The organism is Bacillus sp. S71 (assembly GCF_016625265.1).
Taxonomy (GTDB): Bacteria; Bacillota; Bacilli; order Bacillales; family Bacillaceae_G; genus Bacillus_A; species Bacillus_A cereus.
This window is the reverse complement of the sequence record NZ_JACVUW010000005.1, coordinates 1-25,241: the sequence shown is the minus strand read 5'-3', so window position 1 is coordinate 25,241 and position 25,241 is coordinate 1. Positions and strand designations below refer to the sequence as shown.

Genomic DNA, 25,241 nt, shown 5'->3' with positions numbered 1-25,241 from the left:
ATATTCCTTCATCGTATAGGGAATGATTAACGATGAAGGAGTGTGGAATATAAAAATGTTAAAACGATATTGTATTCGCATTATGATGACTTGTTTACTTGCATTTGCATTATGCGTAACATGGAAGGCTTTCACTGGAGTTTCTTTATTAGAGATTGTAAAGACATATGAAGGAATGAGTGCAAAAGAAGTACATGCAGCAGAAGTTAAGAGAAATGTTGCTCCGAGTAAAGAAGTGATAAATGCTTTAGAGCAGGCAAACGACTGGTCTAAATATCGTTCAATTGAAATGACTGCAACAGGTTATACATCGGGGATTGAGTCAACAGGTAAGAGGCCAGGGCATCCAGAGTATGGTATTACATATTCAGGTGTTAAAGTGAAAAGGGATTTATATTCCACAATTGCTGCGGACTTACGCGTATTCCCGATTGGAACGATTCTCTTCGTGCCAGGTTACGGGTATGGTGTAGTAGCTGATAAGGGCGGAGCAATAAAAGGAAACCGTCTTGATTTATATTATGATACGGTGAAAGATGTTTATAGCCAATGGGGTAAGAAAAAAGTAAATGTGTATGTAGTAAAAGTAGGAAAAGGTAAGTTTACAGAAGAAGAGTTAACGATGTTAAATCAAGACGAAACGATGCAAGTGTTTCGTGGTCAATATTTAAAGCAAAGATAGTCTAGTCGTAATTACGCTAGACTTTTTTTCTTGGCTTATTTCATAATAGAGGAGATTTTACAGGTCATATAACTGTAGTTAGAATTGTCGCATTTTATCGAAAATAAAGTTATAATGGTGGTAGAGAAATTTAGGGGGTCTGAACATGTTTCAAGTACAAAAAGAATTAGCAGGTCACGAAGCAGTAATTGTCGCTTTATTTGAAGAAGAGAAAATGAGTAGTTTTGTACAAGAACTGGACAAAGCGTTTGAAGGACAATTACAAGTTTTACTAGAAGAGAAAGAATTATCTACAAAGAAAAAGGCCATTTCGAAAGTACATAGCTTAGGAAAAACAAATGTGAAACGGTATTACTTTGTTGGTTTAGGCAAGAAAGAGTCTTATACGACAGAAACGTTACGTGTGGCTCTTGGAAAAACGTTTAAAACACTACAAGCAGCAAAAGTACAAGATGCAGCAATCTTACTTGATTCTTTCATAACAGAGAAATTAGACGCGATTGATGTCGCTCATATTGCAGCAGAGGTACAAGGCCTTGGTACATATGAATTACAAACGTATAAATCAGATAAAAAGGATCGTGTAGAGTTAGAGAAGTTCACGGCTATTACAGCGGAAGATGCACAAGAAATTGAAGCCGCATTAACAGTTGGCTACGTACATGGACGTGCAACAAATTCAGCTCGTACACTTGTAAATATGCCGCCAAACGTATTAACAGCGACAAAGCTTGCTGAGTATGCTGTTGAGTTAGCGGAGAAGTATGATATGGACTATAAAGTTCTTGAAAAAGAAGAGATGGAAGATCTTGGTATGGGTGCGTTACTTGCAGTAAACCAAGGTAGTACAGAGCCACCCAAAATGATTGCTCTTATTTATAAAGGAAAAGAAGAGTGGACAGATGTCATTGGATTCGTTGGAAAAGGTATTACATACGATACAGGTGGTTATTCTTTAAAACCACGTGAAGGCATGGTTGGTATGAAAGGTGATATGGGCGGTGCAGCTGCTGTATTAGGTGCGATGGAAATTATCGGAGAACTGCGCCCAGAACAAAATGTGATCGCTGTTATTCCTTCAACAGATAACGTTGTAAGTGGTACGGCATTTAAGCCAGACGATGTAATCACATCTATGAGTGGAAAAACAATTGAAGTATTAAATACGGATGCAGAAGGTCGTCTAGCTTTAGCTGATGGTATTACGTATGCGAAAAAACTTGGCGCAAACTACCTTGTTGATGTTGCAACATTAACAGGCGGTGTAATTGTTGCACTTGGAAACCATACGACAGGCGCAATGACAAATAATGAAGAGTTGTTTGAGCAAGTACTAGAGGCTTCTATGGAAACAGATGAACCAATTTGGCAACTACCGATTTTTGATCGTGATAAAGAACGTGTGAGAAACAGTAAGTTTGCTGATTTAAATAACTCACCAGGCCGTGAAGGACATGCGGTTATGGCAGGTACATTCCTAGGCGAATTCGCTGAAGATACACCGTGGGTACACTTAGATATCGCTGGAACATCAGAAACAAAAGGCGCGCACGACTTAGGTCCAGCTGGAGCAACTGGTGCAATGGTACGTACACTTGCAACACTTGTGGAGCGTTTCGGAGAAGAATAAGAGTATAAGTGAAGACTGTTCCAATATTTTGGAACAGTCTTCTTTTTTATAGGTTTGTTTATCCCGCTATTTGCCGGACAGTAAGACCCTAACCTCAAAATTCAGTGGAAGCAAAGAAGTGAGGTGGGGTTGCCCGTAAACGCTCAATTGGTGAGGGCTGATTAAAGTTTCACTTTATAAAGAAATTGTATACAAAATCCCATTTAAAGCAAAAGAAGTACGGCCCGTTTCTTCAGAGACAACTAATATAAGTGCATCACTCTTTTCTGATAAGCCTATTGCAGCTCTGTGACGCGTTCCTAGCTCAGAATCAACTTCTGTACTTTTCGTTAAAGGAAGAATATTAGCAGCTGAGACTATATGATTATTTTTTACGAGAACGGCACCGTCATGAAGAGGGTTACCTGGGTAAAATATTGATTCGAGTAATGGCGCAGTTAAATGAGCGTTTAATGTCGTTCCAGTTTGAATGAAAGCTTCAAGCGTTTCATTTCGTTCCACAACGATAAGAGCACCATGTTTTCTAGCGCTTAAATGTTGGATAGCTGTCGTAATAAAAGATGAACTTTCCGTATAAGGTGATAAATATGCCTGAATATAGTATGTAGCTGCCAATGTTTGTACATTTGCCAACATATGATGAATATCTTCCATTTTGCATAAAATACATTCATCTTCTTTATCGATTGCGTTTCTCATAATCGATAGTTCTCTTTCAGCAATTTCAATCATTTGCTTTGTTTGTATTTTGAGCTCTTCTGACAAGCCCCATTCTTGCATAATCCTCATTCCCTTTAGTGGAGTATTTAACAATAGTGTATACAAATATTCCTAGTAAAATCCTGCTAGATTTTATAAAATATTGAGATACAGCATATTTTTTTCATATAATAAAGATATGACAAGCGGGAGGAGAGAGAAGAATGAATTGGAAACAAGAATTTAGTCGCTGGCTTTCTTACGCACAATTAGATGCAGAATTAAAAGAACAGCTAGAAAATATGAAGCAAGATGAGAAGAAAATCGAGGATAGCTTTTATAAAAATCTAGAGTTTGGCACAGGTGGTATGCGTGGTGAACTTGGTGCTGGTACGAACCGTTTAAACGTATATACAGTTCGTAAAGCAACAAAAGGATTAGCAAGCTTTATTGAAAAGTTAGGTGAGGAAGCGAAAAAACGAGGTGTTGTTGTAGCCTATGATTCTCGACATAAATCACCTGAATTCGCAATGGAGGTCGCTGCAACACTTGGCGCACGCGGTATCACAACATATGTGTTTGAAAGCTTACGTCCAACGCCAGTGCTTTCTTTCGCAGTTCGTCATTTACATACAGTAAGTGGAATCGTCCTTACGGCAAGCCATAATCCGCCTGAATATAACGGATATAAAGTATACGGTGAAGATGGTGGACAGTTGCCTCCAAAAGAGGCAGATGAGTTAATTAGCTACGTAAACGCAGTAGAAGATGAATTAACAGTTGAAGTCGCTGATGTAGAGCAATTAAAAGCTGACGGTTTATTACATATTATTGGACAAGAAGTAGATGATGCATATGCTGCAGAATTGAACAATGTCATCATTAATAAAGAAATGGTACAAAAGGTTGGTAAAGACTTAAAAATCGTCTTTACACCATTACACGGAACATCAAATATTTCTGTACGCCGTGGTTTAAAAGAAGTTGGATTTACAGATGTAACAGTTGTAAAAGAGCAAGAGTTACCAGATCCAAACTTCTCTACAGTAAAATCACCGAACCCAGAAGAGCACGCAGCGTTTGAGTATTCAATTCGTGACGGTGAAAAGGTAGGCGCAGATGTATTAATCGCAACTGATCCTGACGCAGATCGCCTTGGTGTAGCAGTTCGTAATCATAATGGTGAGTTCCAAGTATTAACAGGTAACCAAACAGGTGCATTAATGCTTGATTACTTACTATCTCAAAAGAAAGAAAACGGAACGCTTCCAGAGAACGGTGTCGTATTAAAAACAATCGTAACGTCTGAAATTGGTCGTACAATTGCAAAAGCATACGGTTTAGATACAATTGATACGTTAACTGGATTTAAATTTATCGGTGAGAAAATTAGACAGTATGAAGAAAGCGGACAATACGAATTCCAATTCGGTTATGAGGAAAGCTATGGTTATTTAATCCGTCCATTCTGCCGTGATAAAGATGCAGTACAATCTGTCCTATTTGCATGTGAAGTAGCTGCATACTACAAATCACAAGGGAAAACGTTATATGATGGTCTATTAGAAGTATTTGAGAAATACGGATTCTTCCGTGAAGACCTTGTATCGTTAACGTTAAAAGGAAAAGATGGAGCGGAACAAATCCAAGAGATGATGGCGACGTTCCGTGAGAATCCTCCGAAAGAAGTAGCGGGCTTAACAGTCGTAGCAGTTGAAGACTATAAAGCAAGCATTGTTACATCTTTACAAGATGGACATAAAGAAGAGATTCACTTACCGAAATCAAATGTGTTAAAATATCAATTAGAGGATGGTTCATGGTTCTGCCTACGTCCATCTGGAACTGAACCGAAGATTAAGTTCTACTTTGGTGTAAAAGATAGTTCTTTACAAAATAGTGAACAAAAGTTACTTACTATTAAAGAAGATATTATGAATCGTTTATAATATAAAGTAATTTTAAGTAGTAGGGAACAAAAGGGAGCGAAATCTCCCTTTTGTTTTATGTAAGGAAATGATCGTTATTGATTCTGACAGAAGAGAGGGTATTTTGTGATGAAAAAAGTAAGAAAAGCCATAATCCCAGCAGCTGGATTGGGAACACGTTTTTTACCAGCAACAAAAGCAATGCCGAAAGAAATGTTGCCGATAGTAGATAAACCAACTATCCAATACATCGTAGAAGAAGCAATACAATCAGGAATCGAAGACATTATTATCGTTACTGGTAAAACAAAGCGCTCTATTGAAGATCATTTTGATAATGCATTTGAGTTAGAGCAAAACTTATTAGAAAAGAAAAAGTATGAGTTACTTGAAAAAGTACAGGCTTCTTCAAAAATGGTAGATATTCATTATATTCGTCAAAAAGAACCAAGAGGATTAGGACACGCTGTTTGGTGTGCACGTAAATTCATCGGTGATGAGCCATTTGCTGTTTTATTAGGCGATGATATCGTTCAAGCTGAAAAACCATGCTTACGTCAATTAATCGAAGAATATGATAAAACGCTTTCTTCTGTTATTGGTGTACAAACGGTTCCAGAAAATGAAACACACCGCTACGGAATTATTGATCCATTAGAACAAGAAGGTCGTCGTTACCAAGTTCGCAATTTCGTTGAGAAACCAGCACAAGGTACAGCACCTTCAAACTTAGCGATTATGGGCCGTTACATCTTAACGCCTGAAATCTTTATGTTCTTAGAGCAGCAACATGTCGGTGCTGGTGGTGAAATTCAGTTAACAGATGCAATCCAAAGCTTAAATGAAATCCAACGTGTATTTGCTTACGATTTCGAAGGAAAGCGCTACGACGTAGGTGAAAAGCTAGGATTTGTTCAAACGACAATCGAAATGGCCCTGCAACACCCAGAATTACGTGATGACATGGTTGTAATGATGAAGAAAATTTTAGAAGAACAAGTGAATCAAGAGTCTTAATATAAAAAAAGAGTTATTGCAGCAAGCTGCAATAACTCTTTTTTATTATGAAATCGTCGAATGAGAATGCTGATAAGCAGAACGACGCACAGCATAGTATATGCGAGGGGCGATAATAGCACCGATAATTGTAAATACAATATCTTTTACTGCAAACCACATCATAATCATCCAAGCAGCTTTATAGCTCATATTACCGCCCATAAAGAGATTGACTGCCCCGTACATGTAAGTAGTACCGATTATATAAGTTAAAATAATTCCTGTGAAAGAGGCAATCGCGAATGTAATGAATGTTGGTCTTTCTTTTTGTTCTACTAGTTTCCCCGATACGTAAGCAACGATAATAAATGCGATAATAAAACCACCAGTAGGATCTAAAAGTGCTCCAAATCCAGCCTTGAAGTTAGCGAAAATTGGTGCGCCGGCTACGCCAACGAGCATATAAACAGTCATGGATAAAGCACCAAGTCTACTTCCAAGAAGAAGACCTGCTAAAATTGCGAAAAATGGTTGCATAGATAATGGGATACCTGCTACTTGAAGGAATGGTGCCCAAGATACAATATTTGCACCGATGGCCATAAGAGCAACGAACATGGCAGCTAATGCTAAATCTAAAACATGTAATCTTCTCATAATGTTAACCTCCTGTTGTTTTTAGGTTAACATTATCGTAGCTAAAATATTTACTTGTTGTCAATCAAAATATTTTGATAAGAAGGCTTTAAATAGTCTCTTAGCAACGTATATGGAATACGAAATTGCGGAATTCCACTTGAATACGGAGCAATCTCATATAAAGGGAAATAAATGACGAGATTGTCTGGCTCTAAAAAGAAGTGAAACTTTTTCATACTCATTACCTTTTCAGTTGCATCAGGAAAATAAATACTTTCATTTTGTTTAATTTGTCTTACAATCTCTGCACGGATTACATCTTTATATTTATCTTTTTGTTGAAATAAATCGTCTAAGTGCAGTAGCTTTTTTTCTTTTAAATCAAATGTATTTGCCTTCCACGTATAAAGACCGTGTGCTCCGCCAGTATATTGATAGTAATTCACATATAGGCTAAGAAAAGGTGGTTTGTTTAAAGAGACTTTATAATCAACATTTGCTACGTACGGATGAAATGGTGTACTAGATCCTTCTGTCTCTTTATAGTATTTTTTTGCTTCTTTTTCTAATTTGTTTTTAAATTTGTCAGTGGACTTTTTGTAGTATAAATTGAGCTTATTTTGAAATGTAGAGTCAGAAAAGTTGTGAAAAGAAGGCCTATTTATTTGATATTCTATATAAGGTTTCTTACCTTTTTGCGTTACAGTCTTAACATCGATTGTCAGGTTAGATGCTTTGGCTGTTATTGCACAATTTGGTACAATAGTCAGCAAGGAGAACATAAGCAGTAATATACAAAATTTCTGTTTCATTTAGGTGAAGCCTCCTTATATAAGTGTTATAAGTAGTTTGAAAATAAATAGGTAAAATTATACATTTAATTAAAGCAAGAGAAGGAGGAAGCGATATGGCAAAAACTTTAATGGATTCACTTGGAATTGAGTTGTTAGAGATGACAGAAGATAAGGTGGTTGCTACGATGCCTGTTGATGAGCGTACGCATCAGCCATTTGGATTTTTACATGGCGGTGCATCGGTTGCATTGGCAGAAACAGTGGCAAGTGTTGGTTCATACAATTTAATTGATCAAGAAAAATGTATTTGTTTCGGATTAGAAATTAATGCAAACCACATTCGCTCAAAGAAAGATGGAATTGTAACAGCGATCGGAACACCGATACATAGAGGACAATCGACAATGGTTTGGGATGTTCGTATTATTGATGAAAATGATGATTTACTATGTATATCAAGATGTACAGTAGCAATTAAAGAAAAACGTGAAAAGTAAAAAAGAGGCGCTCTTATGAGCAGCCTCTTTTTCTTATAATTAGAACTGGATTTTCTTCTCTAAGAAACCTTTTAGTTCGCTAATTGGCATACGAACTTGTTCCATTGTATCACGGTCACGTACTGTAACAGCTTTGTCTTCAACTGAGTCGAAGTCGTATGTGATACAGAATGGTGTACCGATTTCGTCTTGACGACGGTAACGTTTACCGATAGAACCAGTTTCATCAAAGTCTACCATGAAGTCTTTAGCTAATTCTGCGAATACTTCAGTAGCACCTTCAGATAGCTTTTTAGATAATGGTAAGATAGCTGCTTTGTATGGTGCTAAAGCAGGGTGGAAACGAAGAACTGTACGAGAATCGTTTTCTAATTGCTCTTCTTCATATGCATCACATAAGAATGCTAATGTTACACGGTCTGCGCCTAAAGATGGCTCGATGCAGTATGGTACGTAACGCTCATTCGTTTGTGGATCGATATAATTAAAGTCTTCGTTTGAGTGTTCCATGTGACGTTTTAAGTCGAAGTCTGTACGAGATGCAACGCCCCAAAGTTCGCCCCAACCGAATGGGAATTTGAATTCAATGTCAGTTGTTGCATTACTATAGTGAGATAACTCTTCTTCACCGTGGTCACGAAGACGCATGCTCTCTTCAGTCATACCAAGTGAAAGTAACCAGTTTTTACAAGTTTCACGCCAGAATGCGAACCACTCTAAATCTTCACCAGGCTTACAGAAGAATTCAAGTTCCATTTGTTCGAATTCACGTGTACGGAATGTGAAGTTACCAGGCGTGATTTCGTTACGGAAACTCTTACCGATTTGGCCAATACCAAATGGAAGCTTTTTACGCATAGAGCGTTGAACGTTTTTGAAGTTTACGAAAATACCTTGTGCTGTTTCAGGACGAAGGAAGATTTCGTTTGTGCTAGACTCTGTAACACCTTGGAATGTTTTGAACATTAAGTTGAACTGACGGATTTCAGTGAATTCTTCACTACCGCAATCAGGACATTTTACTTCATGTTCTTTCATTAAGTCAGCCATTTGGTCGAAAGTAAGACCATCAACAACCATTTCGATGCCTTTTGCATCTAAAGCATCCTCAATTAATTTGTCAGCACGGTGACGAGCTTTACATTTTTTACAGTCGATCATTGGATCGTTGAAGTTACCAACGTGACCAGAAGCGATCCAAGTTTTAGGGTTCATTAAAATAGCTGCGTCTAAACCAACGTTGTATGGAGATTCTTGAATGAATTTTTTCCACCAAGCTTTTTTAACGTTATTTTTTAATTCGATTCCAAGTGGACCGTAATCCCAAGTGTTTGCAAGACCACCGTAAATTTCAGAACCAGGGAAAACAAAACCGCGATGTTTCGCTAAGTTTACAACTTGTTCCATTGAATACATAAGAAAATCCTCCTTTTGAAAGTTAACGTATTGGCGATGACATACTCTGATACTTTGGAAACGAGCAGTATAGCTAAAAAGAACATAAAAAAACGCTCATCCCAAGGCTTATTTGCCTAGGGACGAGCGTTTGCCCGCGGTTCCACCCTAGTTGATACACAAAGGTGCATCCACTTTATCATGTATTGCTCGGGACTGCCGTTTCCTTGCGGCTTCAGGCTTTCACTATCCCTGAATCGCTTTTTATGCAAGTACTTATAAGTCCGTCATCGCTACTTATATTAGTAATAATGAACATATTCTAACACGTTCTTTTTTAAATCTCAATAGAGGAACGCGTCTATCTATGATAGAGTCTCGCCTATTTTTTCATTATTTATTCCGTAATTTTCTTTAATATGCTTAATTGCTTCACGCTTACTTAATGGAGCGAGCTCGTTGTTTTGCACGTATTCCCAAACTACATCCGGATTTGTTTTTGCATATTCACGAAGGACCCAGCCAATCGCTTTTTGAATGAAAAATTCTTTTGAAGAATGTAGTTGTCCAATAATCCAGAAAAGAAGTTCCTCATCCATCTTTTGTTTATATTTCAGTTGGAATAAAATGGCGGCGCGTTGTAACCATATGTTATCTGATGCAATCCATTTTGGAATATAAGCAGAAATCAATTCTGGGTGTTTTAAAAAGATAGTACCTAAGAATGTAGGGACGATGCTATCGACAGAGTCCCACCAAGATTTTGTGACAATAAGTTCTTCTAAGAAGGGGATATGAGTTTCGTTTATATGCTTTTTATATTTTTGCATAATATCAAGTGCGGCCGCTTGGAATTCACGTTCTGGTAAGTCCCAAAGCTCACGTACGATAATTTGGAAGTCTTTTTTATCTGGGAGAGTATGTATTTGAATGACGTCTTTTAATAATTGGCGTCTTTCCGGTGTTTGAATACCTAGAAATGGGAAGTGATTTTTCATATAACGAGCCATAGGTTCTGCTTTTTCAGGATTTTTATGAGCTGTGAAATGCTCTTGTAATGCTTTTACAAATGGATGCATAAGTGTTTCTCCTCTCTTATTCTCTTTCTTCTCTTATTATACAAAGAGTTTGGATAAATTTTAAAACATAACTTGCAATGTAATGAAATATGTTGAAAGTAGAGAGGAGAGGATAAGATGGAGGATCAAGGCGTACTAGCAGGTTTCTTTGCTCTTAGTTTTGCGTTTATTCTTGTTATATTGATTTGGGCAATTATTTCATATTTGTTAACGGCTTTTGCACTTTATTCGATGGCGAAAAATGATGGTGCAACGGACGGGGTGCTTGCGTTTATTCCGTTTTTGAATAGTAAGACATGGGGTGACTTAGCGAAAGATAAATTACCAGATTTTTTGAAAGAAGAAGCAGGGTGGAAAGTATTCGGTATATATGTTGCATGTTTCATTTTTAATTTCGTACCAATTATAAGTTTACTAGCAACAGCTGTATCGATTGTATTGTCTATTTATCTTATCTACGCTATTTTAGACAGATATGGAACGAACTCTATATTATTTACGATTATTCATGTAATCACATTTTCGGTGTTCTTACCGATTCATTTATTTATTATTCGAAATGAACCGGTGAGATATAAAGAGTAGATTTTTCGTTTTTGTTGATAAGTCGATATATTTTAGATATAAGTAAAAAAGCGCCCTGATTATCAGAGCGCTCTTTTTACTACATAAGGTAGCGTAAATAAATATAAATGTGAGAAATGATTAATGAAACGATCATAATTGGGAAACCGACTTTTAGGAATTCCATGTAACTAAATTTATGTCCTTCGCGGCTCGCAATACCTGCAACGATTACGTTAGCAGAAGCTCCGATTAATGTTCCGTTTCCACCGAGACAAGCACCTAGTGCTAATGCCCACCATAATACATCGATTTGTGCGTCAGATGGTGATAAGCCTAGCCCGACTGCCATATCGTTAATAAGTGGAATCATTGTTGCGACGAATGGGATGTTATCAATTGTTGCAGAGGCGATACCAGATACCCATAAAATAAGGATGGATGCGTAAGAAATATCTCCGCCTGTTATACCAATTACTTTTTGAGCTAACATTTTGATAAGACCGATATCGATAAGTCCTCCAACAAGTACGAATAGCCCTGCGAAGAAGAAGATTGTTACCCACTCTACGCTTGCAAATACTTCTTCAATTTCATGCTCTTTCACACCAATTAACATAAGTACAGTAGCACCAGTTAAGGCAATGATAGCCGCATCAATATGGAAAATAGAATGAGTCATGAAACCTACAATCGTAAGTCCAAGCACCGTTAAAGATTTTTTCATTAATACTGGATCTTTAATGTATTGTTTTTCATCTAAGCTCATTAATTTTTTAACCTGTACAGGATCGGCAATTAATTGTTTACGGTACATGAAGTAAAGTATTGTTGCTGTAACTCCAATAATAATAATTACGATTGGTGCTAGATTCAATAGGAAAGCATTGAAGTCTAAATGCTTATTGGCAGAACCAATCATAATGTTAGGTGGATCACCAATTAATGTTGCCGTTCCCCCAATGTTTGAAAAAATAATTTCAGAAAGTAAATATGGAACAGGATTTACTTGCAGTATGCGCGTAATAGATAAAGTAACTGGAACAACAAGAAGTACAGTTGTAACGTTATCTAAAAATGCGGAGCCAAGCGCGGTAAGTAGGGAAAGGGAAATTAAAATTTTAATTGGATTTCCTTGTGCCCCTTTTGCTGCTTTAATGGCAACGTATTGGAAAACACCTGATTTACTCGTAATGTTCACCAAAATCATCATACCGATGAGTAGCGTAATCGTTCCCCATTCAATATGTTTCGTAAAGGCGTTATGTAAATCGACGACCCCCATAATTACCATGAATGCTGCACCAAGAAGTGCGATGACAGCGCGATTAATTTTTTCAGAAATAATAATGGCATATGTAATTAAAAAGACTGCGATAGCAAAATAATACTGCCAGTTAGCGAGTTCTTGCGTTGTTTCGTGCAAAAATCTCATCTCCTTTCATTCATTTTTCTTAGTGTGTCAAATATTAACTAGATGAAACACACATAACGTCATTATAAAGTAGAAAAACTGCGGATGTAAATGCAAGGAGGGATTTTGTCATATTTTCTGCATAGGTCATTTTTTCTTATTTTTTAAAATATTTGTGGGCATTTGACATATATATAAGATACATCCAATCTGAATATTTAAAATGGAATTAGCATTCGAGCTTGTTCGTGTAGGAGTGTCAAATAGAAAGGAATGATAAAAATGATAAGGAAGGGATCGTATGGATGAACAACGATTTTTATTTTTAGACTTTGAGTTTACGATGCCCCAGCATAGAAAGAAACCGAAAGGATTTTTTCCGGAAATTATTGAGGTAGGACTCGTTTCAGTTGCTGGCTGTAAGGTGGAAGATACGTATTCATCACATGTCAGGCCGAAAACATTTCCCTCTTTAACGGATCGATGTAAGAAGTTTTTAGGAATAAAACAAGAAGTCGTGGATAAAGGGATTTCATTTCCTGAACTCGTTAAGAAGCTTGCGGAATACGAAACGAAATGTAAACCGACAATTGTAACGTGGGGAAATATGGATATGAAAGTGCTGAAGCATAATTGTGAAATGGCAGGGATAGCTTTTCCATTCTTCGGACAGTGTCGTGATTTATCGCTTGAGTATAAGAAGTTTTTTGGAGAAAGAAATCAAACAGGATTATGGAAAGCAATTGAGGCGTACGGAAAAGTAGGGACAGGGAAGCATCATTGTGCGCTTGATGATGCGATGACGACGTACAATATTTTTAAACTAGTAGAAAAAGATAAAGAGTATTTAGTAAAACCAGCACCTCCAACATTAGGAGAACTCGTTGATTTTTCAAAAGTGTTAAAGAAAGTGAGCACACAGTAACGACCAAATTGCACATTATGTAATTTGGTCGTTTTGTTTTTTAAAGTTTGTAGTCTTTCTTTAACTGTTCTAATGTTTCTAGACTACGCTCTGCAAAAGGTGAATCATCTTCAGAAAATGAATTCATTTGGGTTTCTAATGCTAATTTTAGTGACTCGGTATAATCCGGAATTTCTCCTTCATATTTTTTCACCATTTGCTCTGGAATGTTCGTCTGTTCACGGAAAGCTAAAGCGCGTCTTTCATGGAAAAATGGTACGTCAGCTTGTTTTACGTTATGTAAGTCACCTTGCACCGGATGTTTTAAAACAGCTAATACTTTTACGACGTAACTGCCAGGGCGGCTATTTGTAACTTCGCCGATGTATTTGCCAGTTTTATAAATGCCAGTAACGATTTCACCAATTTCAAATGTTTCTCTCATATTTTTCACCTCAAGTTTATAGTAAGGAAAGTAGGAGAAGGAGTCAAAGAAATCATTCGCTTTCGGAACGCCCCCTTGAGAATATGGATAGGTTCCACTATAATTTAAAGTTATATAACAGAAAATTCTGATGTTTTACAAATCCTATAATAAGGAGTGTTCTATATGATGCCTTTATATTTTCCGGAAGATAAAACAGAATATATTATTCCAGGGATTGTTTGCGTGCTATTTATAATTGGTGCCGTTGCTACGTGGCGTATGTTCATTCGTGTATCAAAACGCGAAGCAGAGCGATTACAGAAAGTTGAAGAAAAACTATTAGCTGAAAAGAAACAGTAACTCATTTTTGTATGTTTCCCTCTATGCTCGGACAATCTAAGGGCAGAATATATTTTGGAGGGAATAGAATGAAGAAGCGGCTTTTTTTCAGTTGTTGTTTATTATTTCTGATGGCAGGTTGTGACCAAGGAAAGCCGAAAGAAATTGAAGTGAAATTACATAATGCTTCAGGAGATGAAGTAGGGACTGCGAAAGTAGTGCAGCAAACAAGTGGCGTGAAAATTACGATTAAAGGAGAAGGTTTCACGCCAGGACCACACGGACTACATGTACATGAAATCGGAGAGTGTAAGGCACCTCGTTTTGAATCATCCGGGAATCATTTTAATCCTGATGATAAAAAACATGGTCTTCTTAATCCGAAGGGTGCAGAAAACGGTGATTTACCGAACGTAGTTGCAGATGGTTCTGGGAAGATTAAAGCGGAAATCGATGCACCTCACATCACACTTGAAGAAGGAAAAACGACGATTCATAGAAAAGATGGAGCGTCTATTATTATTACAGAAAACCCTGATGATGGTATGACACAACCGACAGGTAAATCAGGCGATCGAATTGCTTGTGGTGTAATTGTAAAAAAAGCAGCGGATATGAAGAAAAAGTAAAAGCTACCGTGCTGGTAGCTTTTTTTGTGTAGTATAAGTGAAAATATATCAGCGATTATTGGAATATATCGACTTACCGACAAAATATGGCAAAGGAGTCTGTCCAAGAATGATTAGGGGACAGACTCCTCTATTATTATGAAAACGTATGACGCAGTCTGTTCAAAATTTCTTCTAAAACAGATCGTGGACAGCCGATGTTAATTCGAATATGTTCTTCGCCACCTAACCCGTATTTCTCACCAGGTTCAACGATGATTTTTCCTTTTTCCTCAAGTAATGTAGTACGCTCGTTTTGAGAAAGCTTTAGACGAGAACAATCAATCCATAATAAAAAGCTACCTTCTGGCTTTGTTACGGAAAGAGCAGGTATGTGAGTTTTAATATATTCACAAGCAAATTGAGCATTATCTTCTATATATAATCGAATTTCGTTTAACCAATCATTACATTCTGTATAGGCACTTTGCATCGCTGTGTAGGCAAAGATATTTAACCCGTGGAAGCCTTGTCTATATTGGATAGCTGTAAAGGCGTGACGGAGTTTTTCGTTTGGAATGATAATAATCGAAGCTTGTAATCCAGCGATATTAAATGTTTTACTTGGAGCCATACAAGTGATAGTGCGCTCTGCTAATTCTTCAGATAAGGAAGCGAACGGCGTATGTGTATGGTCTGCATAAATGATATCGGAATGAATTTCATCCGCGACAACGATAACGTCATATTTAGTACATAACAATCCGAGCTGCACAAGTTCCTCTTTCGTCCAAACGCGTCCGATTGGGTTATGAGGGCTACAAAGAAGCATGAGTTTGACACCTTGCTGAAACTGCTTTTCTAAATGCTCGAAGTCTATCACATATGTATCATTTTGTTTCTGTAATGGACTCACGCATAACTGCCTGTTGTTTGTTGTGACCATTTCGAAAAATGGAGGATAAATAGGTGGTTGTACGAGAACGGATTCGTTTTCTTTTGTGAAAGCCTGTATGCTCGTACTAAGAGCTGGAACGATCCCCGCGCTAAAAACAATCCATTCTTTTTGAATGTCCCAGTTATATTGTTTTTTTGTCCAGTTACAAATAATATCTCCAATATTTTCGGGAGGAAGTGTATAGCCGAAAATAGGATGCTCAATACGTTTCTTTAAAGCAGTTTGAATTTGTGTTGGTACTTCAAAATCCATATCAGCAATCCAAGCATGGATAAGTTCTTCGTTTTTATATGTATCCCATTTTATACTATGCGTTCCACGTCGATTGATTGCTTTATGAAATAGTTGCATACGTTTGCCCCCTTCTTCTGTAAAACCAATAAGTTATGAAAGTTCTCTCTCTTCTTATAGAATAGCTGATGTGATAGGATAAAGAAAAGTATTAAAAAGTGAAAAGGCGGGAAGCGAATGGGTACATATGAAAAGATGATAGAGGTTGTGAAGAATTGGGATCCGTTTCAAATGGGACCGGAGTTTTATGAAACAGAAGCGAGCGATGTTGTGAACGTCATAAGTGTGTTTGATGATCCAAAATACATCGCAAAGAAGATTCAACATATATACTTTATGTCTTTTGAGGAAGTACCTGCGCTTGAAAAATGTGAGAAATTAGCTGTGGAATTACTTGTAATAAAAGAAGGCGGAAGCTGTTCATTATAGGCTGTCGGAATTTCCGACGGCCTTTTTTATATTATCCCGCTATTTGCCGGGCAGTAAGACCCCCACCTCAAAATTCAGCAGAAGCAAAGAAGTTAGGTGGGGGCTAATTAAAGTTTCACTTTATTGCGCAGAAAAAGCGATAATTTCTTCATAAACATGTTCAGGCTTTTCTTCAGGTAGTAAATGTCCTGTATTTTCGTAAGAAATAAATTTTGAATTCGGTAAATCTTTGTGTAGACGATGACCTACATGTACAGGGACGACGCGGTCTTTTTCACCCCAAATGAGTAGTGTAGGTGTTTCGATTTTTTGTAATTCAGTTGAAGATAAGTCACCTTCACGGTCTCGTATCATGCGAGTTAAAGCGGGAAATATACGGTCGTCATAAAAAGGAGCGGAGTAACCTTTTTTCATTTCATCGTCAATTAATGAGTGATCATGAACGACATTCATTAAGTTATGAACAATACCGCGTCTAATAATCCAGTTCTTTACGTATAAATGAAAGAACGGTAAATAAGAAGAGTATAGTAAAGGTAAGGTTGCGCGTGCTAAATAGCTAGAGCTGCATAGTAAAATCGTTTTTGAAATGAGTTCAGGACGTATACGGTTTACATAGAGAGAAATTTGCCCACCCATAGAGTGCCCAACTAATACAATGTTTGAGAGAGATAAATGTTCAATTAAATCAATAATAATCGTTGCTAAATTGTGATAAGAATACTTAAACAGATGAGACTTATCACTTTTTCCGAACGGTGGTAAATCAAGAGCAATCACTGTTCCTGCTTTCGATAGTAAGGGAATGAGACGACGGTAACTGAATGAGGAAGATAAAAAGCCGTGAACGAGTACGAAAGTAGGACGTTCTGTTTTGTTATCGTGTTCATACAATTCGTAATGAATAGTAGTGCCGCGAGTGGAAAAAGTGAAATAAGGACAAGTATATTCGTGATTCATTTTTTGTCACTCCATTGATTTTTGTTCATATCATCTCCAAGGAAGAAGAAAATATGTTAACAAAAAAAGGCAAGATGACGACGTCATCTTGCCTTTCGTTTATTCAGTATTACCCGCGAACAATATTAGGCGGTGTTTTTCCTTGTAATCCTGCAACTAAATTTTCAGCGGCGGTCATAGCCATTTGCTGCCTAGTTTTTAATGTTGCAGATCCGATGTGTGGTAAAGTCACAACATTTTGTAATGATAAGAGTGGATTATCTTTTTGAATCGGCTCTTGTGTAAATGTATCAATACCTGCTGTAAAGATTTTCTTTTCTGTTAAAGCATGGATTAACGCTTCTTCATCTACTGTTTTCCCGCGAGAAGCATTAATGAAGATTGCTGTTTCTTTCATTAATGAAAATTCCTTTTCTCCGATAAGGTGATATGTTTCATCTGTTAATGGAGTAAGAAGAACAATAAAGTCAGACTGCTTCAGTAGCGTCTGTAAATCACAATATGTAGCATCGAATTTTTGTTCAGCTTCTTCTTTACGACGGCGGTTATAGTAAAGAACATTCATATCAAATCCGAATTTTGCTCGTTTTGCAACGGCTTCTCCAATTCGGCCCATACCGATAATACCAATTGTGCTATGGTGTACATCTAGTCCGAAGTGTTCTTTTCCGATTTCAGCGTTCCATTCACCATTTTTCACGTAAGAATCAAGTTCGCAAACGCGGCGCCCAGCTGATAGCATAAGGGCGAAAACGAGATCAGCTACTGTATCATCTAATACGTATGGTGTATTCGTTCCGATAACATTTCGGCTTTTCATCGCTTGTAAATCAAAATTATCGTAACCGACAGAAATGTTGCTCACTACTTTTAAGTTAGGAGCCACTGTCAGTAATTCTTCATTAATAGCAGATCCGAAATTTAATAACCCATCTTTATCTTGTATTTTCTCTAATAGAACATCACGAGGTACTTTCTCATTTTGATCCCATTTTTCATAATCACAGTGTTCTGATAAATAGTTTTCTACAAATGTTGGAACTGGTTCAGCAATATAAACTTTTGGTTTCACGGTTCCATCCCCTTTCGCTTTATCACGCATTTTTCCGCTGATTAAAGTTTCACTTTATTTTGACATAATTCAATAGAAAAATCTTCTTTTCAAACTGGAAAGGGTATTTGTATAATTTAAACACAAACGAAAAGGAAGGATGATTTATATGGTGACAGAAAAAGAATTAGAATTATTAGCTTGTCTTGAAAAGAGTAGTCGATTATCTGTAGATACATTAGCGAAGCTGTTAAATATAGAGGTAGAAGAAGTAAAGAAGATGGTTGCGAGGTTAGAAAATGAAAAGATTATTGTGGATTATGTAACACATATTGATTGGACGAAGGTGAAAGAACATACAGGTTTAACGGCAATGATCGATGTGAAAGTTACGCCAAAGCATGGCGTTGGGTTTGATGCGGTTGCTGAACAAATTTATCGTTATTCAGAAGTGAAATCCGTTTATTTAATGTCAGGGACATATGATCTTTCTATTACATTAGAAGGGAAAACGATGGGAGAAGTAGCGATGTTTGTTTCTGAGAAATTAGCAACAATTGAATCTGTTGTTTCTACAACTACTCATTTCATTTTGAAGAAGTATAAACATGAGGGCGTTATTTATGAAAAAGACGATGATGATAAGCGAATTGTGGTGACACCATGAAGCAATTTGAACTATCTAGATCAGCAGAATCTTTAAAACCATCTGGTATTCGAAAATTTTTTGATTTAGCAGCAAATATGAAAGGTGTTATTTCCCTCGGGGTAGGAGAGCCGGATTTTGTTACACCTTGGAATGTAAGGCAAGCATGTATTCGTTCTTTGGAACAAGGGTATACGTCATATACAGCAAATGCAGGATTATTGGAGCTCCGTCAAGAAATAGCAAAGTATCTAAAAAAACAATTTGCAGTATCTTATGATCCAAGTGATGAAATCATTGTTACAGTTGGAGCGAGCCAGGCGTTAGATGTAGCGATGCGCGCCATTATAAATCCTGATGATGAAGTGCTCATTATTGAACCGAGCTTCGTTTCTTATGCACCACTTGTGACATTAGCTGGAGGAGTTCCGGTTCCTGTGGCGACTACGTTAGAAAACGAGTTTAAAGTACAACCAGAACAAATTGAAGCAGCTATTACAGCGAAAACAAAGGCAATTTTGCTTTGTTCACCAAATAACCCGACAGGTGCAATGCTAAATAAATCCGAGCTTGATGAAATAGCAGTGATTGTTGAGAAGTACAATTTAATCGTATTATCTGATGAAATTTATGCAGAACTTGTATACGACGAAGTATATACAAGTTTCGCGAGTATTAAAAATATGCGTGAGCATACGATTTTAATTTCAGGATTTTCAAAAGGATTTGCGATGACAGGATGGCGCCTCGGTATGATTGCAGCTCCTGTTCAATTTTCAGAATTAATGCTCAAAATCCATCAGTATTCAATGATGTGTGCACCGACGATGTCTCAGTTTGCAGCACTTGAGGCGTTACGCGCAGGGAACGATGAAGTAATTCGAATGAGAGATAGCTATAAGAAGCGTCGTAACTTCATGACGACATCTTTCAATGAAATGGGCTTAACGTGTCATGTGCCGGGCGGAGCATTTTATGTTTTTCCTTCTATATCTTCAACCGGATTATCTTCAGCGGAATTTGCAGAACAGTTATTGTTGGAAGAAAAAGTGGCCGTTGTCCCTGGTAGCGTATTTGGCGAAAGTGGTGAAGGATTTATTCGTTGTTCATATGCGACGTCGCTTGAACAACTTATGGAAGCGATGAAGAGAATGGAACGATTTGTAGAAAATAAAAAAAGGACAAAACGTAATACGTTTTGTCCATAAAAGGGGGGGAATACTAGAAAGCCATGTGTTAGTATTCTATCCCAATATTGGAGAATTATACTTCTTTAAGGGAAATTTTTCATGAATTTTGAATGAGTTCTGTCATAGTGGTATAATTTACTAATATAAGGTATACGCATTCTAGATATCATTATCTAGAATGCGTACTAACCAATCGGATATTTAAAATAAATATATCTGCTTTGCTCTCTATAATTGTAGAGAGAATGGTAAACGTATGGGAGTGTTTCATATGTCAGAACAATATACAACAGGAGTGGTTGTAACAGGGAAAGTGACTGGAATTCAAGATTACGGTGCATTTGTAGCGTTAGATGCAGAAACACAAGGACTTGTGCATATATCTGAAATTACAAATGGATATGTAAAGGATATTCATGACTTTTTAAAAGTCGGCGATACAGTAGAAGTAAAGGTACTTTCAATTGATGAAGAGCACAGAAAAATGAGTTTATCGTTAAAAGCGGCGAAAAGAAAACAAGGAAGGATTCTTATACCGAACCCATCTGAAAACGGATTTAATACGCTGCGAGAAAAGTTGGCAGAATGGATTGAAGAGTCCGAGTTAACAAAGTAAAAGAGGAACGCATATGAGCGTTCCTCTTTTACTTTATCTTATGATATATATTTGCAAATATGATTGCATGCAATCATATTCGTATGTCGGAGGTGAAAGGACATACTGATTATCGAATTTCGTTTGTTTCTGGGTGCGTACCAAGATTTTCAGATGGTTTAAACAGTAAACCAAGGTTGATAAGCCCAGATATACCAACGATGCCGTAAATAATACGTGCAAGAGCTGAATTTTGTCCGCCGAAAATGGCTGCTACTAAGTCAAACTGGAAAAATCCGATTAGTCCCCAGTTCACAGCGCCAATTACAGTAAAGACTAATGCGATACGTTGCAAAGTACTCATGAAAAAGCCCCCCTTAATTGTGAAGCATGAGCAAGCGATGAGTTAATTAACTCTTTTATAGAATGGGGTAGTTATGTTGTTTTTATACATAAAAAATGTTCGAAAGATGATGTATATACATCTATACCGAAAAATGCGAATTTTTATGCAAAAAATGAACTTTTTCTAAAAAATATATATTGGTTACGTTTACAATGGTTGAATCGCTTGATTTACAACTTCAGTTTCGCTAAAGTGAATACAGAAATACATATCCATAATTGGAGGGAAAAAGATGAGTACACATGTAACGTTCGACTATTCTAAAGCGTTATCCTTCATCGGTGAACATGAAATCACTTATTTACGTGATGCAGTGAAAGTAACACATCACGCAATCCACGAAAAAACTGGAGCTGGGAACGATTTCCTTGGGTGGGTAGACCTTCCGCTTCAATATGACAAAGAAGAATTCGCTCGCATTCAAAAATGCGCAGAAAAAATTAAAAACGACTCTGACATTTTACTTGTTGTAGGTATTGGTGGTTCTTACCTAGGAGCACGCGCAGCAATCGAAATGTTAAGCCATTCTTTCTACAACACGCTATCTAAAGAACAACGTAAAACTCCACAAGTGCTATTTGTTGGACAAAACATTAGCTCCACTTATATGAAAGATTTAATGGACGTATTAGAAGGTAAAGACTTCTCTATTAACGTTATTTCCAAATCAGGTACAACAACAGAGCCAGCACTAGCATTCCGTATTTTCCGTAAGTTATTAGAAGAGAAGTATGGAAAAGAAGAAGCTCGCAAACGTATTTATGCAACTACAGATAAAGCACGTGGTGCATTAAAAACATTAGCTGATAACGAAGGTTACGAAACATTCGTTATTCCAGATGATGTTGGAGGACGTTTCTCTGTATTAACGCCAGTTGGTTTATTACCAATCGCAGTAAGTGGCTTAAATATTGAAGAGATGATGAAAGGTGCAGCTGCTGGTCATGATGACTTCGGAACATCAGAACTAGAAGAAAACCCAGCTTACCAATACGCAGTAGTTCGTAACGCTTTATACAATAAAGGAAAAACAATTGAAATGCTTGTTAACTATGAGCCAGCACTTCAATACTTCGCTGAGTGGTGGAAACAGTTATTTGGTGAAAGTGAAGGAAAAGATCAAAAAGGTATTTTCCCATCTTCAGCAAACTTCTCAACTGACTTACACTCATTAGGTCAATACGTTCAAGAAGGTCGTCGTGACTTATTTGAAACAGTTCTTAAAGTAGGTAAATCTACACATGAACTAACAATCGAATTAGAAGACAACGATTTAGACGGATTAAACTACCTTGCTGGTGAAACTGTAGACTTCGTAAACACAAAAGCATACGAAGGTACATTACTTGCACATAGCGACGGGGGAGTACCAAATTTAATCGTAAATATTCCTGAATTAAATGAGTACACATTCGGTTACCTTGTATACTTCTTCGAAAAAGCATGTGCGATGAGCGGTTACTTATTAGGCGTAAATCCATTTGACCAACCTGGCGTAGAAGCATACAAGAAAAACATGTTTGCTTTACTTGGTAAACCAGGATTTGAAGAATTAAAAGCAGAATTAGAAGAGCGTTTAAAATAATAAAAAGCGACCGGATTCCGGTCGCTTTTTATTATTTTATCGAAAAGTCCATCAGTATATTCAAACTAGAGTGGGTATGCTAAAGGAAAAGTCTTGGAGGGATGGGCTTGATTCCGATTCAATCAAATTTAGAAGGACGTACATATGCGTTATATAAATTAGAAGAGGTTATGAAACCACTTGGATATAGTATTGGTGGTAATTGGGATTATGATAAAGGATGCTTCGATTACAAAATCGATGAAGAAGATGGGTATCAATTTTTACGAGTGCCGTTTACAGCAGTAGATGGTGAACTAGATGTACCTGGTGTAGTAGTCCGTCTTGAAACGCCGTATATTCTTTCGCACGTATATCAAGACGAACTAGATGATAATGTGAATACTTTAACCGCGGGAACGAGTGGGATGGATCAATTTGCTGAACCGAAAGATCCAGATGCAGAAGTGAAAAGAAAATATATCAATATTGGAAAAGTGCTCATGCGGGAACTAGAAAAACATTTTCTTAATGGTGAATAACAATGAGTACGTCGCTTTCGATAAGAATGAAGGTATGGACTGGGTTAATCATATATTGATCGTCGCGCTTTATACCTAGTAAGAGAATGTTTTGTTTTAAAAGGGTATAGCTACAATTTGCAAAGGTTTGTCCGGTGCAGGACGGAGAAAGCTCCATCAGTTGTAATTTATTATCAGAGATTTCATCGTAAAGTGAGAATAGTACACCTGAAATAGAAGGGAATAAAAGAGAAGCGGTAAATACATAACTCGTTAATTTATTTCCTTCTATAATTTCTGACGCGCCAGCTCTCGTTGCATTTTGAATTTGTTCAGTAGTAAGTAGTTCTGCGATGCAGTGAATGTTTGGATTGAGTCCTTTTGCAGTTAAAATATTTAAAATGGATTGTGTATCTGCTAAGCTTTCGTTCTTTTCTTTATCAGCTGTTATTAATATGGTGTGTGCCGTTTTAATATTAGCTTTTAATAAAGTTTGATCGTGGTGCGGACAACCTTTTATAAATTCTAAATGATGAAATGGTTTTGGGAGTAAAGAAAGTGTTTCATCAATTAAAACGATATCAAGGTTTGGTTGTAATACATGCATTTGCTTTACAACATGTTTTGCACGCTCATTCCAGCCAACGATAATCATATGACCGTTAGAGGTAGCGGCTTCTTCACCTTTAATTTTCATATATTGTTTACTGATCATCTCAGTAGCGAATAGAACCATATAATAAGAACAAAAGCCAGTTCCTAATAAAATAATACTTATACCTATTAGTTTTCCTATCGTTGTATGGGGAGCAAAGTCGCCATATCCAACTGTAAAAATGGTAACGATTGACCACCAAATTCCGTCAAACCATGTAGTGAAATGAGAGGGTTCTAATCTATGTATAAGAAAACCAGAAAAAGCAGTGAATACAATAATAAAACAAATTAAACGAAAAATAATGGAATCACGAAATGTATCTACTAAATTCGGACGGGATTTCAATAGTAAATTCCTCCTTGTTTTGCAGGACTACATTCATTGTTACCATTATAGAAAAAAGAAAAACTCTCTAATTAAAGAGAGTTTGTTTTATGCTACATACTTTCCACTTCAGTTTGTTGGACACTTTCAAGATGTTGAAGAGCATAGTAAACATCAGCAGTAGGTCTTTTTTGATCAATGGACAGTTTAAGATGTAAATAGTGAGAACCGTTTTCTAATGTTTTAAGCTTCATATTCTTAACTTTTATATCCATTTCCTTTATTTCTTCAATTACGATTGGGATATTGTCCATATTTCGTACAACAAGTTTCACAGCGATATCACGTTGACGAAATGACCTAGGGCCTACATATTTCATCGCGAGTGGTATAAGTTCGACACTAATCATAAGGAAACACATTCCGAAAATCGCCTCGATATAGAAACCAGCTCCAACGGCAATACCAATACCAGAAGCACCCCAGATCATAGCGGCAGTCGTGAGCCCTGCAATGCTATCGTTGCCTCTTCTTAAAATTACGCCAGCACCTAAAAAACCAATTCCTGATACAATTTGAGCGGCAAGTCGAAGTGGATCCATATTCATATGATCGGTATGTGGTAAGTTATAAGCTGCTTTAATAGAAACAATCGTTAGGAGGCAACTAATAATAGAAATAACTAAACACGTTTTTAAACCAAGTGGTTTCCGTTTTAATTCGCGTTCTAAACCAATGGCAAACCCTAAAATAGCCGAGAGACCTAGTTTGATTAATAAATCGGTATAGTCCATATATATTCCTCCTTGTATGATATGGTATATGAATAAAACGCTTAGTATAGAAAGAAACGTTTTTTGATAGAGTAACTTTATATAAAATATATGTAGGAATTACTCATACATGAAAGAGATATTTCGTTTAAGTATATGATATTAAAAAAGAAATGTGGGCAGTTTTAAAAAAAGTTTATAAAAGGTGTTGCATTTCATTTTTCACCATGATATATTAATAACCGTCGCTGATGCGGAAACGCAGAAAACGACAAAA

At 36.9% G+C, this 25,241-nt stretch carries 28 protein-coding genes; 15 read left to right on the top strand and 13 right to left on the bottom strand.

The window, feature by feature from the left end; genetic code table 11:
* Positions 1 to 55 precede the first annotated feature (55 nt).
* Positions 56 to 682, top strand: a complete 627-nt coding sequence (locus tag IBT51_RS12965) for a 3D domain-containing protein (RefSeq protein ID WP_002094181.1) — start codon at positions 56 to 58, stop codon at positions 680 to 682.
* A 145-nt stretch (positions 683 to 827) separates the two neighbouring features.
* Positions 828 to 2,312 carry a cytosol aminopeptidase gene (gene pepA, locus IBT51_RS12960; protein WP_088025403.1) on the top strand — a complete coding sequence of 495 codons (1,485 nt, stop codon included), beginning with the start codon at positions 828 to 830 and terminating at the stop codon, positions 2,310 to 2,312.
* A 174-nt stretch (positions 2,313 to 2,486) separates the two neighbouring features.
* Here pepA and cdaS read toward each other — a convergent pair whose 3' ends face one another.
* Positions 2,487 to 3,092 carry a sporulation-specific diadenylate cyclase CdaS gene (gene cdaS / locus IBT51_RS12955; protein WP_001158743.1) on the bottom strand — a complete coding sequence of 202 codons (606 nt, stop codon included), beginning with the start codon at positions 3,090 to 3,092 and terminating at the stop codon, positions 2,487 to 2,489.
* Positions 3,093 to 3,235: 143 nt separating this feature from the next.
* Between cdaS and IBT51_RS12950 the strand changes: the two genes are divergently transcribed.
* Together IBT51_RS12950 and galU are read left to right on the top strand one after the other, a co-directional pair.
* The gene (locus IBT51_RS12950) at positions 3,236 to 4,960 is read left to right on the top strand and encodes a phospho-sugar mutase (protein ID WP_088025405.1); all 1,725 of its coding nucleotides are present in this window, start codon (positions 3,236 to 3,238) and stop codon (positions 4,958 to 4,960) included.
* Between the two features lie 108 nt (positions 4,961 to 5,068).
* Positions 5,069 to 5,956, top strand: a complete 888-nt coding sequence (gene galU, locus IBT51_RS12945; RefSeq protein ID WP_000757815.1) for a UTP--glucose-1-phosphate uridylyltransferase GalU — start codon at positions 5,069 to 5,071, stop codon at positions 5,954 to 5,956.
* 45 nt (positions 5,957 to 6,001) lie between these two features.
* On the opposite strand, the gene IBT51_RS12940 is transcribed toward galU, so the two are convergent.
* Both IBT51_RS12940 and IBT51_RS12935 read right to left on the bottom strand, forming a co-directional pair.
* On the bottom strand, positions 6,002 to 6,595 hold the full coding sequence (locus tag IBT51_RS12940; protein WP_001253381.1) for a biotin transporter BioY: 594 nt from the start codon (positions 6,593 to 6,595) through the stop codon (positions 6,002 to 6,004).
* A 50-nt stretch (positions 6,596 to 6,645) separates the two neighbouring features.
* Positions 6,646 to 7,389, bottom strand: a complete 744-nt coding sequence (locus tag IBT51_RS12935) for a DUF3298 and DUF4163 domain-containing protein (RefSeq protein WP_000810334.1) — start codon at positions 7,387 to 7,389, stop codon at positions 6,646 to 6,648.
* A gap of 95 nt (positions 7,390 to 7,484) precedes the next feature.
* Here IBT51_RS12935 and IBT51_RS12930 point away from each other — a divergent pair, with 95 nt between their 5' ends.
* Positions 7,485 to 7,868, top strand: coding sequence for a hotdog fold thioesterase (locus IBT51_RS12930; protein WP_001140612.1), 384 nt, complete (start codon positions 7,485 to 7,487; stop codon positions 7,866 to 7,868).
* A gap of 39 nt (positions 7,869 to 7,907) precedes the next feature.
* Here the strand turns inward: IBT51_RS12930 and IBT51_RS12925 are convergent, their stop codons facing one another.
* Together IBT51_RS12925 and IBT51_RS12920 are read right to left on the bottom strand one after the other, a co-directional pair.
* A complete protein-coding gene (locus IBT51_RS12925) occupies positions 7,908 to 9,284 on the bottom strand; it encodes a glycine--tRNA ligase (protein WP_000287154.1) in 1,377 nt (458 codons plus the stop codon).
* 344 nt (positions 9,285 to 9,628) lie between these two features.
* The gene (locus IBT51_RS12920) at positions 9,629 to 10,342 is read right to left on the bottom strand and encodes a DNA alkylation repair protein (protein WP_023523268.1); all 714 of its coding nucleotides are present in this window, start codon (positions 10,340 to 10,342) and stop codon (positions 9,629 to 9,631) included.
* A gap of 117 nt (positions 10,343 to 10,459) precedes the next feature.
* Here IBT51_RS12920 and IBT51_RS12915 point away from each other — a divergent pair, with 117 nt between their 5' ends.
* Complete coding sequence (locus tag IBT51_RS12915) at positions 10,460 to 10,927, top strand: hypothetical protein (protein WP_000390061.1); 468 nt, start codon at positions 10,460 to 10,462, stop codon at positions 10,925 to 10,927.
* A 79-nt stretch (positions 10,928 to 11,006) separates the two neighbouring features.
* Here IBT51_RS12915 and IBT51_RS12910 read toward each other — a convergent pair whose 3' ends face one another.
* Positions 11,007 to 12,332 carry an ArsB/NhaD family transporter gene (locus IBT51_RS12910; protein ID WP_200458877.1) on the bottom strand — a complete coding sequence of 442 codons (1,326 nt, stop codon included), beginning with the start codon at positions 12,330 to 12,332 and terminating at the stop codon, positions 11,007 to 11,009.
* A 289-nt stretch (positions 12,333 to 12,621) separates the two neighbouring features.
* Here IBT51_RS12910 and kapD point away from each other — a divergent pair, with 289 nt between their 5' ends.
* On the top strand, positions 12,622 to 13,245 hold the full coding sequence (gene kapD, locus IBT51_RS12905) for a 3'-5' exonuclease KapD (protein ID WP_000344356.1): 624 nt from the start codon (positions 12,622 to 12,624) through the stop codon (positions 13,243 to 13,245).
* A 40-nt stretch (positions 13,246 to 13,285) separates the two neighbouring features.
* On the opposite strand, the gene kapB is transcribed toward kapD, so the two are convergent.
* Positions 13,286 to 13,669, bottom strand: coding sequence for a kinase-associated lipoprotein KapB (kapB, locus tag IBT51_RS12900; RefSeq protein WP_001209343.1), 384 nt, complete (start codon positions 13,667 to 13,669; stop codon positions 13,286 to 13,288).
* Between the two features lie 165 nt (positions 13,670 to 13,834).
* On the opposite strand from kapB, the gene IBT51_RS12895 reads away from it, so the two are divergent.
* A complete protein-coding gene (locus IBT51_RS12895) occupies positions 13,835 to 14,011 on the top strand; it encodes a hypothetical protein (RefSeq protein WP_000982763.1) in 177 nt (58 codons plus the stop codon).
* Positions 14,012 to 14,079: 68 nt separating this feature from the next.
* Positions 14,080 to 14,619 carry a superoxide dismutase [Cu-Zn] gene (gene sodC / locus IBT51_RS12890; RefSeq protein WP_023523265.1) on the top strand — a complete coding sequence of 180 codons (540 nt, stop codon included), beginning with the start codon at positions 14,080 to 14,082 and terminating at the stop codon, positions 14,617 to 14,619.
* A gap of 136 nt (positions 14,620 to 14,755) precedes the next feature.
* On the opposite strand, the gene IBT51_RS12885 is transcribed toward sodC, so the two are convergent.
* Positions 14,756 to 15,907 (bottom strand): PatB family C-S lyase, encoded by a 1,152-nt coding sequence (locus tag IBT51_RS12885; RefSeq protein ID WP_200458878.1) that lies wholly within the window; start codon positions 15,905 to 15,907, stop codon positions 14,756 to 14,758.
* A 117-nt stretch (positions 15,908 to 16,024) separates the two neighbouring features.
* Here IBT51_RS12885 and IBT51_RS12880 point away from each other — a divergent pair, with 117 nt between their 5' ends.
* The gene (locus tag IBT51_RS12880) at positions 16,025 to 16,276 is read left to right on the top strand and encodes a YugE family protein (RefSeq protein WP_000537641.1); all 252 of its coding nucleotides are present in this window, start codon (positions 16,025 to 16,027) and stop codon (positions 16,274 to 16,276) included.
* A gap of 120 nt (positions 16,277 to 16,396) precedes the next feature.
* Here IBT51_RS12880 and IBT51_RS12875 read toward each other — a convergent pair whose 3' ends face one another.
* Both IBT51_RS12875 and IBT51_RS12870 read right to left on the bottom strand, forming a co-directional pair.
* Entirely contained in the window at positions 16,397 to 17,236 is an 840-nt protein-coding gene (locus tag IBT51_RS12875) for an alpha/beta fold hydrolase (protein WP_001015204.1), read from the bottom strand.
* Between the two features lie 109 nt (positions 17,237 to 17,345).
* Positions 17,346 to 18,338, bottom strand: a complete 993-nt coding sequence (locus IBT51_RS12870; RefSeq protein WP_200458879.1) for a 2-hydroxyacid dehydrogenase — start codon at positions 18,336 to 18,338, stop codon at positions 17,346 to 17,348.
* A gap of 118 nt (positions 18,339 to 18,456) precedes the next feature.
* On the opposite strand from IBT51_RS12870, the gene IBT51_RS12865 reads away from it, so the two are divergent.
* The 3 genes from IBT51_RS12865 to yugI all read left to right on the top strand — a co-directional run bounded on the left by IBT51_RS12865 (position 18,457) and on the right by yugI (position 20,739).
* Positions 18,457 to 18,954 (top strand): Lrp/AsnC family transcriptional regulator, encoded by a 498-nt coding sequence (locus IBT51_RS12865; RefSeq protein WP_000255696.1) that lies wholly within the window; start codon positions 18,457 to 18,459, stop codon positions 18,952 to 18,954.
* Positions 18,951 to 20,141, top strand: a complete 1,191-nt coding sequence (locus IBT51_RS12860) for an aminotransferase (RefSeq protein ID WP_000808528.1) — start codon at positions 18,951 to 18,953, stop codon at positions 20,139 to 20,141. The genes IBT51_RS12865 and IBT51_RS12860 overlap by 4 nt, the downstream gene beginning before the upstream one ends.
* Positions 20,142 to 20,394: 253 nt before the next feature.
* A complete protein-coding gene (gene yugI / locus IBT51_RS12855) occupies positions 20,395 to 20,739 on the top strand; it encodes a S1 domain-containing post-transcriptional regulator GSP13 (RefSeq protein ID WP_000003764.1) in 345 nt (114 codons plus the stop codon).
* A gap of 109 nt (positions 20,740 to 20,848) precedes the next feature.
* Here the strand turns inward: yugI and IBT51_RS12850 are convergent, their stop codons facing one another.
* Entirely contained in the window at positions 20,849 to 21,082 is a 234-nt protein-coding gene (locus IBT51_RS12850; RefSeq protein WP_000105788.1) for a DUF378 domain-containing protein, read from the bottom strand.
* A 274-nt stretch (positions 21,083 to 21,356) separates the two neighbouring features.
* Here IBT51_RS12850 and IBT51_RS12845 point away from each other — a divergent pair, with 274 nt between their 5' ends.
* Positions 21,357 to 22,709: a glucose-6-phosphate isomerase gene (locus tag IBT51_RS12845; protein WP_000103664.1), complete on the top strand. Its 1,353-nt coding sequence runs from the start codon at positions 21,357 to 21,359 to the stop codon at positions 22,707 to 22,709.
* Positions 22,710 to 22,816: 107 nt separating this feature from the next.
* Positions 22,817 to 23,230, top strand: coding sequence for a YugN-like family protein (locus IBT51_RS12840; protein ID WP_000612347.1), 414 nt, complete (start codon positions 22,817 to 22,819; stop codon positions 23,228 to 23,230).
* Here the strand turns inward: IBT51_RS12840 and IBT51_RS12835 are convergent.
* Together IBT51_RS12835 and IBT51_RS12830 are read right to left on the bottom strand one after the other, a co-directional pair.
* Positions 23,217 to 24,212, bottom strand: a complete 996-nt coding sequence (locus tag IBT51_RS12835; protein WP_000842316.1) for a potassium channel family protein — start codon at positions 24,210 to 24,212, stop codon at positions 23,217 to 23,219. The two genes, IBT51_RS12840 and IBT51_RS12835, sit on opposite strands and share 14 nt — an antisense overlap.
* Before the next feature lie 92 nt (positions 24,213 to 24,304).
* A complete protein-coding gene (locus IBT51_RS12830) occupies positions 24,305 to 24,985 on the bottom strand; it encodes an MgtC/SapB family protein (RefSeq protein WP_000386677.1) in 681 nt (226 codons plus the stop codon).
* Positions 24,986 to 25,241: the final 256 nt, after the last annotated feature.

Bases quoted from the DNA above. Each gene is read 5' to 3' on its own strand.
- IBT51_RS12965 (WP_002094181.1), top strand. From the start codon at position 56: ATGTTAAAACGATATTGTATTCGCATTATGATGACTTGTTTACTTGCA.
- pepA (WP_088025403.1), top strand. From the start codon at position 828: ATGTTTCAAGTACAAAAAGAATTAGCAGGTCACGAAGCAGTAATTGTC.
- cdaS (WP_001158743.1), bottom strand. From the start codon at position 3,092: ATGCAAGAATGGGGCTTGTCAGAAGAGCTCAAAATACAAACAAAGCAA.
- IBT51_RS12950 (WP_088025405.1), top strand. From the start codon at position 3,236: ATGAATTGGAAACAAGAATTTAGTCGCTGGCTTTCTTACGCACAATTA.
- galU (WP_000757815.1), top strand. From the start codon at position 5,069: ATGAAAAAAGTAAGAAAAGCCATAATCCCAGCAGCTGGATTGGGAACA.
- IBT51_RS12940 (WP_001253381.1), bottom strand. From the start codon at position 6,595: ATGAGAAGATTACATGTTTTAGATTTAGCATTAGCTGCCATGTTCGTT.
- IBT51_RS12935 (WP_000810334.1), bottom strand. From the start codon at position 7,389: ATGAAACAGAAATTTTGTATATTACTGCTTATGTTCTCCTTGCTGACT.
- IBT51_RS12930 (WP_001140612.1), top strand. From the start codon at position 7,485: ATGGCAAAAACTTTAATGGATTCACTTGGAATTGAGTTGTTAGAGATG.
- IBT51_RS12925 (WP_000287154.1), bottom strand. From the start codon at position 9,284: ATGTATTCAATGGAACAAGTTGTAAACTTAGCGAAACATCGCGGTTTT.
- IBT51_RS12920 (WP_023523268.1), bottom strand. From the start codon at position 10,342: ATGCATCCATTTGTAAAAGCATTACAAGAGCATTTCACAGCTCATAAA.
- IBT51_RS12915 (WP_000390061.1), top strand. From the start codon at position 10,460: ATGGAGGATCAAGGCGTACTAGCAGGTTTCTTTGCTCTTAGTTTTGCG.
- kapD (WP_000344356.1), top strand. From the start codon at position 12,622: ATGGATGAACAACGATTTTTATTTTTAGACTTTGAGTTTACGATGCCC.
- kapB (WP_001209343.1), bottom strand. From the start codon at position 13,669: ATGAGAGAAACATTTGAAATTGGTGAAATCGTTACTGGCATTTATAAA.
- IBT51_RS12895 (WP_000982763.1), top strand. From the start codon at position 13,835: ATGATGCCTTTATATTTTCCGGAAGATAAAACAGAATATATTATTCCA.
- sodC (WP_023523265.1), top strand. From the start codon at position 14,080: ATGAAGAAGCGGCTTTTTTTCAGTTGTTGTTTATTATTTCTGATGGCA.
- IBT51_RS12885 (WP_200458878.1), bottom strand. From the start codon at position 15,907: ATGCAACTATTTCATAAAGCAATCAATCGACGTGGAACGCATAGTATA.
- IBT51_RS12880 (WP_000537641.1), top strand. From the start codon at position 16,025: ATGGGTACATATGAAAAGATGATAGAGGTTGTGAAGAATTGGGATCCG.
- IBT51_RS12875 (WP_001015204.1), bottom strand. From the start codon at position 17,236: ATGAATCACGAATATACTTGTCCTTATTTCACTTTTTCCACTCGCGGC.
- IBT51_RS12870 (WP_200458879.1), bottom strand. From the start codon at position 18,338: ATGCGTGATAAAGCGAAAGGGGATGGAACCGTGAAACCAAAAGTTTAT.
- IBT51_RS12865 (WP_000255696.1), top strand. From the start codon at position 18,457: ATGGTGACAGAAAAAGAATTAGAATTATTAGCTTGTCTTGAAAAGAGT.
- IBT51_RS12860 (WP_000808528.1), top strand. From the start codon at position 18,951: ATGAAGCAATTTGAACTATCTAGATCAGCAGAATCTTTAAAACCATCT.
- yugI (WP_000003764.1), top strand. From the start codon at position 20,395: ATGTCAGAACAATATACAACAGGAGTGGTTGTAACAGGGAAAGTGACT.
- IBT51_RS12850 (WP_000105788.1), bottom strand. From the start codon at position 21,082: ATGAGTACTTTGCAACGTATCGCATTAGTCTTTACTGTAATTGGCGCT.
- IBT51_RS12845 (WP_000103664.1), top strand. From the start codon at position 21,357: ATGAGTACACATGTAACGTTCGACTATTCTAAAGCGTTATCCTTCATC.
- IBT51_RS12830 (WP_000386677.1), bottom strand. From the start codon at position 24,985: ATGGACTATACCGATTTATTAATCAAACTAGGTCTCTCGGCTATTTTA.